This is a genomic window from Streptomyces sp. NPDC007164 (genome assembly GCF_040634135.1).
In the GTDB taxonomy this organism is placed as follows: Bacteria; Actinomycetota; Actinomycetes; order Streptomycetales; family Streptomycetaceae; genus Streptomyces; species Streptomyces sanglieri.
The window spans coordinates 263,186-277,683 of record NZ_JBEYFB010000004.1; the positions used below are offsets into that span (position 1 = coordinate 263,186).

The 14,498-nt window shown below is 70.1% G+C and carries 13 protein-coding genes; 6 read left to right on the forward strand and 7 right to left on the reverse strand.

Annotation, left to right across the window (positions count from 1 at the left end):
* Window positions 1–1,327 precede the first annotated feature (1,327 nt).
* A complete protein-coding gene (locus ABZ622_RS09875) occupies window positions 1,328–2,746 on the reverse strand; it encodes a DUF234 domain-containing protein (protein WP_360541848.1) in 1,419 nt (472 codons plus the stop codon).
* Between the two features lie 329 nt (window positions 2,747–3,075).
* A complete protein-coding gene (ychF, locus tag ABZ622_RS09880) occupies window positions 3,076–4,164 on the reverse strand; it encodes a redox-regulated ATPase YchF (RefSeq protein WP_072483973.1) in 1,089 nt (362 codons plus the stop codon).
* 400 nt (window positions 4,165–4,564) lie between these two features.
* Between ychF and ABZ622_RS09885 the strand changes: the two genes are divergently transcribed.
* Window positions 4,565–5,062, forward strand: a complete 498-nt coding sequence (locus ABZ622_RS09885) for a DUF6542 domain-containing protein (RefSeq protein WP_360541921.1) — start codon at window positions 4,565–4,567, stop codon at window positions 5,060–5,062.
* A gap of 34 nt (window positions 5,063–5,096) precedes the next feature.
* On the opposite strand, the gene ppgK is transcribed toward ABZ622_RS09885, so the two are convergent.
* A complete protein-coding gene (ppgK, locus tag ABZ622_RS09890; protein WP_360541849.1) occupies window positions 5,097–5,834 on the reverse strand; it encodes a polyphosphate--glucose phosphotransferase in 738 nt (245 codons plus the stop codon).
* Window positions 5,835–5,917: 83 nt separating this feature from the next.
* Window positions 5,918–6,907 carry a 4-hydroxy-3-methylbut-2-enyl diphosphate reductase gene (locus ABZ622_RS09895; protein WP_259933528.1) on the reverse strand — a complete coding sequence of 330 codons (990 nt, stop codon included), beginning with the start codon at window positions 6,905–6,907 and terminating at the stop codon, window positions 5,918–5,920.
* Window positions 6,908–6,990: 83 nt separating this feature from the next.
* On the opposite strand from ABZ622_RS09895, the gene ABZ622_RS09900 reads away from it, so the two are divergent.
* The 4 genes from ABZ622_RS09900 to ABZ622_RS09915 all read left to right on the forward strand — a co-directional run bounded on the left by ABZ622_RS09900 (window position 6,991) and on the right by ABZ622_RS09915 (window position 11,099).
* Window positions 6,991–8,400, forward strand: a complete 1,410-nt coding sequence (locus ABZ622_RS09900; protein ID WP_360541850.1) for an APC family permease — start codon at window positions 6,991–6,993, stop codon at window positions 8,398–8,400.
* A gap of 231 nt (window positions 8,401–8,631) precedes the next feature.
* Window positions 8,632–9,843: an exodeoxyribonuclease VII large subunit gene (gene xseA / locus ABZ622_RS09905; RefSeq protein WP_360541851.1), complete on the forward strand. Its 1,212-nt coding sequence runs from the start codon at window positions 8,632–8,634 to the stop codon at window positions 9,841–9,843.
* 67 nt (window positions 9,844–9,910) lie between these two features.
* Window positions 9,911–10,207, forward strand: coding sequence for an exodeoxyribonuclease VII small subunit (locus ABZ622_RS09910; protein WP_360541852.1), 297 nt, complete (start codon window positions 9,911–9,913; stop codon window positions 10,205–10,207).
* A gap of 301 nt (window positions 10,208–10,508) precedes the next feature.
* Window positions 10,509–11,099: a malonic semialdehyde reductase gene (locus ABZ622_RS09915; RefSeq protein WP_360541853.1), complete on the forward strand. Its 591-nt coding sequence runs from the start codon at window positions 10,509–10,511 to the stop codon at window positions 11,097–11,099.
* Window positions 11,100–11,210: 111 nt separating this feature from the next.
* On the opposite strand, the gene ABZ622_RS09920 is transcribed toward ABZ622_RS09915, so the two are convergent.
* Window positions 11,211–11,729, reverse strand: a complete 519-nt coding sequence (locus ABZ622_RS09920; protein ID WP_360541854.1) for a DUF4245 domain-containing protein — start codon at window positions 11,727–11,729, stop codon at window positions 11,211–11,213.
* Window positions 11,730–11,870: 141 nt separating this feature from the next.
* Here ABZ622_RS09920 and glpX point away from each other — a divergent pair, with 141 nt between their 5' ends.
* Window positions 11,871–12,902, forward strand: coding sequence for a class II fructose-bisphosphatase (gene glpX / locus ABZ622_RS09925; protein ID WP_124716631.1), 1,032 nt, complete (start codon window positions 11,871–11,873; stop codon window positions 12,900–12,902).
* A 194-nt stretch (window positions 12,903–13,096) separates the two neighbouring features.
* Here the strand turns inward: glpX and ABZ622_RS09930 are convergent, their stop codons facing one another.
* Window positions 13,097–13,480, reverse strand: a complete 384-nt coding sequence (locus tag ABZ622_RS09930) for a WhiB family transcriptional regulator (protein WP_360541855.1) — start codon at window positions 13,478–13,480, stop codon at window positions 13,097–13,099.
* Window positions 13,481–13,744: 264 nt separating this feature from the next.
* A complete protein-coding gene (locus ABZ622_RS09935) occupies window positions 13,745–14,416 on the reverse strand; it encodes a DUF1707 domain-containing protein (RefSeq protein ID WP_360541856.1) in 672 nt (223 codons plus the stop codon).
* Between the last annotated feature and the right edge of the window lie 82 nt (window positions 14,417–14,498).

A 14,498-nucleotide genomic window follows, 5' to 3' on the forward strand; every position in this document is an offset into this window, starting at 1 on the left:
CCGGGATTTCCTGTACCTCAACTACTCACACCCGAAGTCCCTCCGGATCGTCCGAGAGGACCGGGTGCGCCTGGCCGACCGGTTCGTTCGGCCGGTGGGCTATCGCATCGCCGCCGACTGCCTGGAGAAGCCCGGATCGGTGGTGCTGCTGGAGGCTGCGCCCGGCAGCGGCCGGCGCACCGCAGCGATCATGCTGCTGCACGAGCTCGGTGAGGACGCAGACGCTGAAGAGGAGCAGGAGGAGGACCGGTTCGAGGAGCTTCCCGCCACGGACAAGGACGAGGCCACTCTCGCCCCCGGCGAGGGGGACCGCTTCCTCCTCGACCTCTCCGGGATCGCCGACGAGGAGGCGTATGCCAAGGCCCAGCGCCTCCTGATCGTGCGCCGGTCACAGGTCCAGGAGGCGGGGGCCCACATGGTGGTCGTCCTGCCGTCGGGCATGGAGCACGCCCACGTACCGGAGCTCGAACCGCACACGGTGGCGCTGGGGCGCCCTCGGGGGATCGCCGTCGTCACCCGGTACCTCCGTATGGACCGGATGGCCTTCCACTCCACGGACCTGGGGAGCTACGACCTGCAGCGCCTGTGCGAACGCTCCCCCATGCGGGAACTGGCGCGGCTCGCGGGGCTGGTGAGGTCTGCTCGCGACAGCGGCCGGTTCGGCATCGACTTCGCGGGATGGCTCGACCAGGCGATGCACACGGTGACCGACCGTGCCGGTGAGGTGGGCCGGCGGGTGGCCACGGTCCGCACTGCGCCCGAGCGGGCCCTGCTGCTTGCGGCGGCAGTGTTCGAGGAGGCCCGCGCCGACACCGTCTACGAGGCGTGGCACGGCTTGATGAGGACGGTGAGGCACCACGAGGAAGAAACGACAACCGAGCTCGCACGGACGGATTTCGGGGAGCGACTGGCGACGCTCGGGATCGAGCGGGACCTGGAAGGGCGGCTCCACTTCGGGCGGCTGGCCTACGCCGACGCGGTACGGACGTACTTCTGGGCGGACTTCCCCGGGCCGCGCGACGACCTCATGAATTGGATCGGTCATGCCACCGGGCTCCGCGGTCTGACCACCGACGACCGGGTGAACGTCGTCGTCCGCTTCGGCGAGCGGTCCCTGGCCGTCGGGCGGCCCGACCACCTCTTCGACCTTGTGGTCCGCTGGGCGGACCACGAGACCGGGCGGCCATCCTGCGACCCACGGGCCGTGGCGGCCCTCGAACTCGATCTCAGCCACGAGAGATTCGGGGGATGGTTCCGCAGACGGATGTACGAGTGCGCGAGATCCGGCCCCTTGTCGGACGGCCGTACCTCACCTGGCATCCGCCACTCACAGCGGCCAGGCAGTCAGCAAATCGCCGGGGCCGTAGATGGCGTCGAGCCCCGGACAATCGACTCCACTACGCGAAACCGCCACGACTGGAACAGGTTCGTCGGTGAGGGCGGCCCGGTGCCGATGCAGAGCGGCCAAGTCATGCCGGTCGAAGGGCGACTGCTCCAGCCACTTGATGGAGCCGACGAAGAACAGCTCCTTGGCGATGGGGGCGCGGTCGGCCCCGACGATGTCGATCTCGATGTCGTTGGTGCGGGTCCAGTAGCCGCCCACTGCGGGGGCCGCGGGCAGCCGGTCGTCGGGCAGGATCCGTGCCAGGGCCTCACGGACAAGAGGCTCGACGGCCCGACCACGCCAGCTGGTCCAGTTCTCCCGGATGCGCGCCAAGGTCAGATCGCCCCGCCCCCGCTCGATCTCCTCCATCGACGGGCCGAGCATGTGCAGCCAGAACCGCAGGTACGGATCTGTCACCCGGTAGCGGCGGTCCTTCGACGGGCGCAGCGATACAGGCAGCTCGCCGACGACGATCCGTTTGTCCGTAAGCAGCTCCAGAGCTCGCTGCAGCGGCGTGGCCCCGATCCCGCCGGCTGCACGGGCGATATTGGTGAAGGTCCGCTCGCCACTCCCAATGGCCGCCAGCACCTTGCGTGCCTGTACCTGCGGGGGAAATTCGGCGGCCAGCGAACGCTCGGCCGACACCAGCAGGGCCGAGACCGGATCGCTCAGCACCTCGCCGAGGAAGTCCCACAGCCCTGCGCCGCGCGGCCACTCCGCGCAGATCAGCGGCAGCCCGCCGGTGACCAGTGCGGCGTCGAAGGCTTCCGCCGGATCCAGCCCAAGCATCTGCCCCACCTCGGCGGGGTCGAGCGGTCCCAGCACCATCTCCCGGCCGCGCTGGTGGAAGGGGCGTCCGTAGCTGTTCAGTGCCTCCATCATCGACAGATCGGAGCCGATGAGGACCAGCAGCACCGGCTTGGTCTCCAGCACCCGGTCCCAGGCCCGTTGCAGCATCCCTTCAAAGGCGCCGTCGGTATCCATCAGATACGGCACTTCGTCGATGATCAGAACGCTCACCCGGTCGGCGGGCAGCGCTGCGGCCAGCACATCGAACGCGGCATCCCAGTTCTCCGGCCGCGCGGCGGCCACCAGCCCCGCCAACGGCAGCGTCGACACTTGGGCGTCCCTGGCCAGCCGTGCCAGATCATCCCTGGGGGATGCGCCAGTCGCAGCGAAGAACAAGAAAGGGGCTCCGGAGCGCTCCGCAAACCGCTCGACCAGCCGCGACTTGCCCACCCGGCGCCGCCCACGCAACATCACGCACCGACCGGGCCGCTCCCCGCCGATCCCTGCCGCCACCTTCTGCAGCTCTCGCTCCAACGTCGCCAGCTCCTGGCGACGCCCCACAAAATCCACCACGTCTGCTCGACCTCCGCCCATGACACTAACAACAATGTTAGCAACATGGAGGTTAGCGATGACCTTCGCGACTCTTGGCAGACACACCGACTGACCCTTAGGGCGCGGTGGCAGTCTGCACATAGTCGCGCACTCGGGGTAGTCGTTTCTATCGCGTCGTCCACACCATCGACAACGGGGAACTGGCGGTGTGGGCCATAGACGTCGGTCACCGCTCCACGGTCGACGACGCGCAGCCGCTTCCGGTTCTGCGGACTGCTGCGGACAGCTGCGGACAGCACAACGGCCTGACCTGTCTTCTCCAAGGTCAGGCCGTTGTTCACGTCCAATCAGACGTTGAAGCGGAACTCCACAACGTCCCCGTCCTGCATCACGTAGTCCTTGCCCTCCATGCGGGCCTTGCCCTTGGCGCGGGCCTCGGCGACGGAGCCGGTCTCGACCAGGTCCTCGAAGGAGACGATCTCCGCCTTGATGAAGCCCTTCTGGAAGTCGGTGTGGATCACACCGGCCGCCTCGGGGGCCGTGGCGCCCTTCTTGATCGTCCAGGCTCGGGCTTCCTTCGGGCCTGCCGTGAGGTAGGTCTGGAGGCCCAGGGTGTCGAAGCCGACGCGGCCGAGGGTGGCCAGGCCGGGCTCTTCCTGGCCCATGGACTGGAGGAGCTCCAGGGCCTCATCGTCGTCGAGCTCGATCAGCTCGGACTCGATCTTGGCGTTGAGGAAGATCGCCTCGGCGGGGGCGACCAGGGCGCGCTGCTCGTTCTTGAAGTCCTCGTCGACCAGCTCGTCCTCGTCGACGTTGAAGACGTAGAGGAACGGCTTGGTGGTGAGGAGGTGCAGCTCGTGGAGGAGGCGGCCCTTCTCGGTGGAGGCCGTGATGCCGGCGTGGAAGAGGGTGTCGCCCGCTTCGAGGATCTTCTGGGCCTCCTCGACCGCGGCGAGGACCGCGACCTTCTCCTTCTGGAGGCGGGACTCCTTCGTGAGGCGGGGGACGGCCTTCTCCACGGACTGGAGGTCGGCGAGGATCAGCTCGGTGTTGATCGTCTCGATGTCGTCCTTGGGCGAGACCTTGCCGTCGACGTGGACGACGTTCTCGTCCTTGAAGGCGCGGATGACCTGGCAGATCGCGTCGGACTCGCGGATGTTCGCGAGGAACTTGTTGCCCAGGCCCTCGCCCTCCGAGGCGCCGCGGACGATGCCTGCGATGTCGACGAAGTCGACCGTCGCGGGAAGCAGCCGCTGGGAGCCGAAGATCTCCGCCAGCTTGTTCAGCCGGGCGTCCGGGACGCCGACGACGCCGACGTTGGGCTCGATCGTGGCGAACGGGTAGTTGGCCGCCAGCACGTCGTTCTTGGTCAGGGCGTTGAACAGGGTCGACTTGCCGACATTCGGCAGGCCGACGATTCCGATCGTGAGCGACACGTTGGCGACTTCCTGAGGAGTGGAGTGGTAATGCGGGCCCGGGTGGGTCGATTCTCCAGTTTACGGGCGGGGGCGACCGGGTCCCCACGGGTCCGGTCGGGCGCCGATTCGGCTCCGCGCCGGGTGCCGATTCGGTTCGGTGTCCGGTGCCGATTCGGTTCCCGTGCCGGGTGCCGATTCGGTTCCCGTTCGGCCGTGTGGCATCGAACTCATCCCCCAGGTCGCGCAAAGGGCGTGTCCTGTACCTGCTTCCTGCTGCCCGGCGACCTACGTTGTCCCGGTGGAGCAGCACAGGACACGTCCCCCGCAGCGCAGGCAGTCTCGCCAGGCCCCGCTGTCCCCGTCCCCGTCCCCGTCCCCGCAGGGCACCATCGAGGAGACCGCGACCGTCTACCGGGTGGTGAGCGCGCCGGAGGGCCGTTCGCGTCCGGTGCCGCCCGTCGTTCTCGCGCTGCGCAGGCTGCCGAATCCCCGGCTGACCGGGATCGGTGCCGGGCTCTTCGCCGCTGCCACCATGTTCGTACTGGCCTGCCTCGACCTGCTGGTCCTCGACGGTTCGTCGGTGGTGTTCGGTGTGCTCTTCCTGCCGGTCTGCGCGCTGACCGCGCTGTGGGTGCGGCCCGCGGACCTGGTGACCGCGCCGATCATCGTGCCGATCGCGTTCGCCGTCGGCGTCGTCCCGATCGCCGGAGGCACGGGCGGGTTCGGCGGCCAGACCATGGCGGTCGTGACCGCGCTCGCCATGCACGCCGGGTGGCTGTACGGCGGAACGCTCATCGCCGGGCTCATCGCGACCGTACGGAAGGTACGGCTGATGCGTCAGCGGCAGCGTCGCATGCTGCTCGCCGCGCAGACGGCGCGCCCCTCCTCGCAGGGACCGCGCCGCCCGCGCCGGTGAGCGGCGCGGAGGGCCGACGCCGGGCGGACAGGGTCTAGCTGCCGCCGGCCGCCATTGCGGCGCCGACGATGCCCGCGTTGTTCTGAAGCTCCGCGGGGACCATCTCGGCCCGCACGTGCTCGATCAGGGGCAGGAACTTGTCGGCCTTGCGGCTGACCCCGCCGCCGATGATGAAGAGCTCGGGCGAGAACAGCATCTCCACATGGGCCAGGTACTTCTGCACCCGGTGCGCCCAGTGGTGCCAGCTCAGGTCCTCGTCCTCCTTGGCCTTGGTGGAGGCGTGCGTCTCCGCGTCGTGGCCGTTCAGCTCCAGATGGCCCAGCTCGGTGTTGGGTACGAGCCGGCCGTCCACGAAGAGGGCGCTGCCGATCCCCGTACCGAGCGTCAGCACGATCACGGTTCCCTTGCGGCCCCGGCCCGCGCCGAACGTCATCTCCGCGACGCCGGCCGCGTCCGCGTCGTTCAGCACGGTGACGGGGAGGCCCAGCCGGTCGCCGATCAGCCCGCGGGCGTCCGCGTCGATCCAGCCCTTGTCGACGTTGGCGGCGGTACGGGTGACCCCACCGGTGACGACGCCCGGGAAGGTCACGCCCACCGGGCCCTGCCAGTCGAAGTGGCCGACGACCTCGGCCACGCACTCGACCACGTCCTTGGGCGTGGCCGGGTGCGGTGTCAGTACTTTGTGGCGCTCCTGCGCCAGGTCTCCGCGATCCAGGTCCACGGGAGCGCCCTTGATCCCGGATCCGCCGATGTCCACACCGAAGATCTGCATGCAGTCCACGGTACGGGCAGGGTGCCCGGCCCACTTCCCGAAAGCGGAACGTCCCGGAAGCGGAGCAGAGCGATGCCCGGGCTCTACTTCTCCGAGAGGGCGGCGGCCTCGGCGCGCAGATCGCGGCGGAGCTCCTTGGGCAGCGAGAAGGTGATGGACTCCTCGGCCGACTTCACGATCTCCACGTCCTCGAAGCCACGCTCGGACAGCCAGGCCAGGACGCCGTCGACCAGCACCTCGGGAACCGACGCCCCGGAGGTGACGCCGACCGTGGAGACACCCTCCAGCCAGGCCTCGTCGATCTCCTCGGCGAAGTCGACCAGATGGGCGTCGTTCGCACCGGCGCCGAGGGCGACCTCGACCAGGCGGACCGAGTTGGAGGAGTTCTTCGAACCGACGACGATCACCAGGTCGGCGTCCGCGCCCATCTGCTTCACCGCGATCTGGCGGTTCTGCGTGGCATAGCAGATGTCGTCGCTGGGCGGCGAGATCAGCAGCGGGAACTTCTCCTTGAGCGCGCCGACCGTCTCCATCGTCTCGTCGACGGAGAGCGTGGTCTGGGAGAGCCAGACGACCTTCGACGGGTCGCGCACCTCGACACCGGCGACGTCCTCGGGGCCGTCGACGAGCGTGATGTGGTCGGGGGCCTCGCCGGAGGTGCCGATGACCTCCTCGTGGCCCTCGTGGCCGATCAGGAGGATGTCGAAGTCGTCCTGCGCGAAGCGGACGGCTTCCTTGTGGACCTTGGTGACCAGGGGGCAGGTCGCGTCGATCGTGGCGAGCTTCCGCTCGGCCGCCTCCTCGTGCACGGTCGGCGCGACACCGTGCGCGGAGAACATCACGATCGAGCCCTCGGGAACCTCCGCCGTGTCCTCGACGAAGATCGCGCCCTTCTTCTCCAGGGTCTGTACGACGTACTTGTTGTGAACGATCTCGTGGCGCACATACACCGGGGAGCCGTACTGCTCCAGGGCTTTCTCCACGGCGATCACGGCACGGTCCACGCCCGCGCAGTAGCCACGGGGAGCGGCGAGCAGGACGCGGCGAGGTGTCGTAGCAGTCATGCGACCCATCGTAAGGCCGAGTCGAACGCGCGGAAGATCGGCCCGGTGGCCAGACTGACGAGACTGATCCGTACGCGATCCAGGGAGGGCCCATGTCGGAGAGCGGCAGCGGCGGCAGCGGCACGGGCGGGGGCGCGGAGGCGACGACGGGGGCGCATCAGGAGGGCGGCCGGCTGCGGCGGACCCTCGGGTTCCGGGATCTGGTGGTCTACGGGCTCCTGTTCATCGCGCCGATGGCGCCCGTCGGGGTGTTCGGCACGCTCGACGCGAAGTCCGACGGCGCGGTCGCGCTGGTCTATGTCGCGGCGACCGTGGTGATGGCGTTCACGGCGTTCAGCTACGCCCAGATGGTGCGGGTCGCCCCGCTGGCGGGTTCCGTCTTCGCGTATGCGCGCAAGGGGCTCGGGGAGGGGCCGGGGTTCATCGCCGGGTGGATGGCGATGCTCGACTATCTGCTGATCCCGGCGGTCGCCTATCTCTTCTCCGGGATCGCGCTGAACTCTCTGGTGCCCTCGGTGTCGCGGTGGGTGTGGACGGCGCTCGCCGTCGTCGTCACCACACTGCTGAACCTGTGGGGCGTGCGGGCCGCCGCCCGGGTCGGCTTCGCGGTGCTCGCCATGGAGATCGTGGTGCTGCTGGTGTTCCTGGTGGCGGCGGTGGTGGTACTCGCACGGGACGGGGCGCAGCGTGGCTGGCTGACCCCGCTCACCGGTGATTCCGGCTTCTCCGCCGCGGCGGTGCTCGGGGCTGTGTCGGTGGCCGTGCTGTCGTATCTGGGCTTCGACGCGATCGCCTCGTTCGCGGAGGAGGTGACCGGGGGCTCGGCGAAGGTGGCCCGGGCGCTGCTGTTCTGTCTGGTGCTGGCGGGTGTGCTGTTCGTGGCGCAGGCGTATCTGGCCGCGCTGCTGGAACCGATGACGTCGGCGGAACTGGCCGCCGATCCGGCCGCGCAGGGATCGGCCTTCTACGACACGGTGGACTCGGCGGTCGGGAGCTGGCTGCACGATCTGGTGGCCGTCAGCAAGGCGATCGGGGCGGCCTTCGCGGCACTGGCCGGGCAGGCGGCCGCCGGCCGGCTGCTCTTCGCGATGGCCAGGGAGCGGCGGCTGCCGTCGGTGCTCTCCAGGGTCGATCCGCGGTCCGGGGTGCCGCGGATCGCGATCCTGCTGGCCGCGACGGTGACGCTGATCGCCGCGGTGTGGGCTGCCCGGCGGGACGACGGGCTCGACCATCTGGTGTCGGTCGTCGACATCGGCGCGCTGACGGCCTTCGTGCTGCTGCACGCGTCGGTGGTCGGCTGGTTCGCCGTACGCCGGATGGCGGGGCCGCCGAGCTGGTGGCGGCATGTGCTGGTGCCGGTGGTGGGTGCGGGGGTGCTGATCGCGGTGATCGTGGAGGCGACCGGGAGCGCCCAGGTGGTGGGGGCGTGCTGGCTCGCGGTGGGGCTGGTGGTGCTCGCGGTGCAGTGGCGGCTTGGTGTACGGGCCGGGGCGGCGGGGTGAGGTGAGTCGGGGGTGGTGCGGGCCGGGGGCGGTGGGGGTGGCCCGTTGGTCGTTGGCCGTGAGCGGTGTACGTGGTGAGGGCCTGGCGGTGTGGAGGGGCGTGAGTCGGGCGGGCGCGGTCTTCGCGCTGCCCTTGTCGTGGCCGCTGTCGAGGTTGCTGTCGTGGCAGCCCGGTTGTCGGCGGGGCGGATGGCGCCCGGTCTGTCGGTGGGGGCGGATACGCTCGCTCGCATGGCTCTCCAAACGTCCGCGGAAGCTCCGCTGCCCGTAGGTGATGTGTCGCGGCTCATCGGCGGCTGGATCGACCGGCTCGGTGCGGTCTGGGTCGAGGGGCAGATCACCCAGCTGTCGCGGCGTCCGGGTGCCGGGGTGGTGTTCCTGACGCTGCGCGACCCGTCGCAGGACATCTCGGTGAGCGTGACGTGCTTCCGGCAGGTCTTCGACCGGATCGCGGATGTGGTGACGGAGGGTGCGCGAGTCGTCGTCCTCGCCAAGCCGGAGTGGTACGCGCCGCGCGGCCAGCTGTCCCTGCGGGCCACGGAGATACGGCCGGTCGGCATCGGTGAGCTGCTGGTCCGCCTGGAACAGCTGAAGAAGTCGCTGGCCTCGGAGGGGCTCTTCGCGCTCGACCGGAAGAAGCCGCTGCCGTTCCTGCCGCAGCTGATCGGTCTGGTCTGCGGGCGGGCGTCGGCGGCCGAGCGCGATGTGCTGGAGAACGCCCGGCGGCGGTGGCCCGCGGTGCGCTTCGAGGTGCGCAACGCGGCGGTGCAGGGTGTGCACGCGGTCAATCAGGTGGTCCAGGCGGTGAAGGAGCTGGACGACCTGCCGGACGTCGATGTGATCGTCGTGGCGCGGGGCGGTGGCAGCGTCGAGGACCTGCTGCCGTTCTCGGACGAGCAGCTGATCCGGACGGTGGCCGCGTGCCGCACGCCGGTGGTGTCGGCGATCGGCCATGAGCCGGACTCGCCGCTGCTCGACCTGGTCGCGGACCTGCGCGCCTCCACGCCGACGGACGCGGCGAAGAAGATCGTGCCGGACGTGGGCGAGGAGCTGGACCGGGTGCGGCAGCTGCGCGACCGGGCGCTGCGCTCGGTACGGGGGCTGCTGGACCAGGAGGAGCGGGGGCTGGCGCATGCCCTGGGCCGGCCGTCGATGGAGCACCCCCAGCGGATGGTGGACGAGCGCGCGGCGGAGATCGACGCGCTGGTCGGGCGGAGCCGGCGGGTGCTGGGGCATCTGCTGGACCGGGCCGATTCGGAGCTCGCCCACACCCGGGCGCGGGTGGTCGCGCTGTCGCCCGCGGCGACGCTGGAGCGCGGTTACGCGGTGCTGCAGCGGCCCGACGGCCACGTCGTGCGGGCTCCCGAGGACGCGGGAGCGCCGGGCGAGGTGCTGCGGGCACGGGTCTCGGGGGGCGAGTTCGCGGTGCGGGTGAGCGGGTGAACGGGGTCAGGATCATGGACGGACGAGGTCACGGGCTCCCCGTGGGCCGGAACGTAGGGTGGGACGCATGACGGACGACGCGACTACGGCGGCTGGTGCCACGGGCACGCTCGGCTACGAGCAGGCACGTGACGAGCTGATCGAGGTGGTGCGCCGCCTGGAGGCCGGCGGTACGACGCTGGAGGAGTCCCTCGCGCTCTGGGAGCGGGGCGAGGAGCTGGCGAAGGTGTGCCGGCACTGGCTGGAGGGCGCGCGCGCCCGGCTGGACGCGGCACTGGCCGGTCCGGCCGACTCCCAGGACAGCGGCGGTGGCGGCACGACAGCAGCAACGAAGACGGCGACGGCAGCGGCCGACAACGGCTGAGACTCACGGGGACGCCCGGTGACCTCCGGGACACCCGGTGGCCGCTGTGGCCGCCAGGACCGCCGGGGCACCCGGGACGTCCGGTGACTGCCGGAACGTCCGGTGGCCACCGAGCCCGCTCCGGCGCCTGTGGTCCCTGTGGCTGCCGAGGCCACCCGGTGACCCCCGGGACACCCGGGACACCCGGGCCGGTGTGGAACTGATCACCCCGAGACACTTTTAGTTGAAAGTTAACCTATCTCCGGGCTACCGTGATCCGCGTCAGTCGATCCATGTGTACGTCCGGAAGGCAATACGCACGATGTCCCTCGCTCTTGACCCCGCCGCCCAGGACCTCCTCTTCCGTGAGGCCCGCACCGCCAACACCTTCACCGACGAGCCGGTGACCGAGGAGCAGGTCCAGGCGATCTACGACCTGGTCAAGTTCGGGCCGACCGCATTCAACCAGTCGCCGCTGCGCGTCGTCCTGGTCCGCTCCGACGACGCCCGCGCGCGCCTCGTGAAGCACATGGCCGAGGGCAACCAGCCGAAGACCTCGACCGCCCCGCTGGTCGCGATCCTGGCCACCGACAACGAGTTCCACGAGGAGCTCCCGGCCCTGCTGCCGCACTTCCCGCAGGCCAAGGACGCGTTCTTCTCCGAGCGCCCGGTCCGTGAGTCGGCCGCCGCGCTGAACGGCGCGCTGCAGGCCGCGTACTTCCTCATCGGCGTCCGCGCCGCCGGCCTGGCCGCCGGCCCGATGACCGGCTTCGACGCCTCGGGCATCGAGAAGGAGTTCCTGGACAGCGACCACAGCCTGCTGATGGTCGTCAACATCGGCAAGCCGGGCGAGGACGCCTGGTTCCCGCGTCTGCCGCGCCTCGGCTACGACGAGGTCGTCACGACCGTCTGAGTCATCCCGTCCGAGTCGGACCGCCCGAGGTCCGGCCACCGCCGCGCCCGCGGCGTACGGAGAAGGCCCTGAAGCACCGGATTCGGCGCTTCAGGGCCTTTCCGTACGGCGTCAGGAAGTCTTGAGTGCGGCGACCATCTCCGCCAGCCGCTCCGGCGAGGCGGAACCCGTGACCACGGTGGTCGAGCCCTTGTCGTGGCGCACCAGGGCGTCGTACTTCGAGCCCTCCCAGTGCTGCCAGGTCTCGCCCGCCACCTGCTTCGTACGCCCGGTGTTCCGGGCGTCCTGGCTGACCTCGGTGACGTACTTCTTCGCCGGGGACGTGGACTGCTCCACCGCGACGTACTTGCCCTCCGGGTCGAGGAAGCCCAGGTGCCAGCTGTTGCCCGCCTTGCGGTCGTAGCTGACCGAGGTCGGCTTCCACTTCTCGGCCAGTCCGTCCGGGGCAGCCACGGGGTACGGCGCCGCGCGGCGGGCCGTCAGGAGCTCGACCCGGTAGTCGACCGCCTTGACCGGGTTGGCGTTCTCGTCGTGCGGAACGAAGATGTAAACAACCCCCGCCGCAGCGGAGATGACCGCCATCGACAGGAACATGTCCCGCACCGTCTGCTTGCCTCGCTTGCTAGCCACGGGTCCATGGTCGCATTAGGCCTGGCGGGCCCGACCTGGGGGCAGCCGCTCATAAGTGACCCGGTCTGCTCATTTTGTCGACCTGACGATAGAGTCACAGCACCCTCTTCCGGTCGTCGCCGTACAGAAAGGTGCGCTCCGATGTCCGAGCATCATCTGCCGTCCCAGCTTGAGGTCTCCCCCGAGGCCCCCGACCGCAACCTCGCCCTGGAGCTGGTCCGGGTCACCGAGGCCGCCGCCATGGCGGCGGGGCGCTGGGTGGGCCGCGGCGACAAGATCGGCGCCGACGGCGCCGCCGTGAAGGCCATGCGGACCCTCGTCTCCACCGTCTCGATGAACGGCGTCGTCGTCATCGGCGAGGGCGAGAAGGACGAAGCCCCCATGCTGTTCAACGGCGAGCGCGTCGGCGACGGCACCGGCCCCGAGGTCGACATCGCCGTCGACCCGATCGACGGCACGACCCTGAACGCCAAGGGCATGCCGAACGCGATCGCCGTACTGGCCGCCGCGGACCGCGGCGCCATGTTCGACCCGTCGGCCGTCTTCTACATGGACAAGCTGGTCACCGGCCCCGAGGCCGCCGACTTCGTCGACATCAACGCCCCCGTCTCGGTGAACATCCGCCGGGTCGCGAAGGCGAAGAACTCCGCCCCCGAGGACGTCACGGTCGTCGTCCTCGACCGCCCGCGCCACGAGGGCATCGTCAAGGAGATCCGCGAGACCGGCGCCCGGATCAAGTTCATCTCCGACGGCGATGTCGCCGGCTCGATCATGGCCGCCCGTGAGGGGACCGGCGTCGATCTGCTGATGGGCATCGGCGGCACCCCCGAGGGCATCATCTCGGCCTGCGCCATAAAGTGCCTCGGCGGTGTCATCCAGGGCAAGCTCTGGCCGAAGGACGAGGCCGAGCGGCAGCGCGCGCTGGACGCCGGGCACGACCTGGACCGGGTGCTGTCCACCGACGACCTGGTCAGCGGCGACAACGTGTTCTTCGTCGCGACCGGCATCACGGACGGCGAGCTGATGCGGGGCGTGCGGTACCGCGCGGAGACGGCGACCACCGAGTCGATCGTCATGCGCTCCAAGTCCGGCACCATCCGGAAGATCGACTCCACGCACCGGCTCTCGAAGCTGCGCGCCTACAGCGCGATCGACTTCGACCGCGCGAAGTAGGGAACCAGGACGGTCCCGCAGACCTGGAAGTCCGCAGGCCCGGAGGCCCGGAGGTCCGCAGGCCCGGAGGCCCGGGAACGGTCCCGCCCCGTCCCGGAGACCGCCGGCAGCAGAACGCGAAGAGGCGCCCCCCATGTGCGGTGGGGGCGCCTCTTCGCGTAGCGGCCGTACGGGGCCCGACCGGCCGGCTCCGGTCAGCCCGCCGCAGCGATCCGGCCCGTCGCGCCGGCGGCGGCGGACGAGGCCTTGCGCTCCATTTCGCGACGTCTGCGCCGGGCCAGCACCACACGGCGCTCGGCGGCGGTGAGCCCGCCCCACACCCCGTACGGCTCCGGCTGCATGAGCGCGTGTTCTTGGCATTCGATCATCACCGGGCAGCGCGCGCAGACCCGCTTCGCGGACTCCTCGCGGGCGAGCCTGGCAGCAGTCGGCTCCTTCGACGGGGCGAAGAACAGCCCGGCTTCATCCCGGCGGCACACCGCCTCCGAATGCCAGGGGCCGGCCTGGTCCTCCCGCGCGGGGGTGCGCTGGGGAGGGACGGCGGCGACCTGCAGGGGCTGATGCGGCAGTTGCAGCACGGTCTACTCCTGACGACGGCTTCGCGAGCGAGAGACGATGCAGCAGTCCCTACCCGCTGTGCGCACGCCTATGCACTGAGTGGCAGTCAGCACGGGCTGCGCAATAGCGTCCGACCAGGAATCTGGCTTGTTTTCGAAGCAGTTCCGAAGCAGTTCCGAAGCAGTTTCTGCGGAGTTCCTGCGGAGTTCCGAAGCAGCTCTGGAGCAGCTCTGGAGAAGTTCCCGCGGAGTTTCGAAGGACGGTCCGGAGCGGTTTCGGAGGAGCTATCCGAGGTATTTGCGCAGCCGGTCCTGGAGGTCCGCGATGAACTTCCCGCGCTTGGGCTTCGCCTCCACACTGCCGAACACGGAATAGCCGTTGACCACGACCACCGGCGCCTCGGGGTCCGCGGATTCCAGTGTGGCGACTTCGAAATTGCCGAAGACGCCCGTACCGCTGCCGCGCAGCGAGATGTTCTCGGGGACCTTGATTTCGACGCTTCCGAAGATGGAGGTCGCGTTGATGACCGTGAGTCTCTGACCGAAAAGCGCCTCGGTCAGATCGACCTCCACACTACCGAAGAGCGCGAAGGCGTTCGTACGGCCGCCGACCCGCCAGCGGCCCTTGCGGGTCGAGCTGCTGAAGATCGCCACCAGGTTCTCGGCGGGGCCGGTGGGGCTCTCGTGACCGTAGGTGCCGGGGGCGGCGGCCGTACGGGCGGCACCACCCGGGGCGGGCAGGTCCCGTACCAGCGGTTCCAGCTCGCCGACGGTCTTGGCGCGATAGACCGCGTCGACCCGCTCGGCGTGCTCGTCGGCGGTGAGCCGGCCCTCGGCCATGGCTTCCCGCAGGATGTCCGCGATCCGGTCCCGGTCCGCGTCGGAGGCGCGGATGCCGGCCGGTTCCACCGGGGCCACCGGCTGCTGGGGCTGCTGGGGCTGCTTTTCGAGGTCCACCGGCCCAGCGTACCCAAACGCGATAGATCGCGACTACCCCCTGCCCCGCCTCCGCCGTGTCGCATCCCGCCCTCGCGACGGC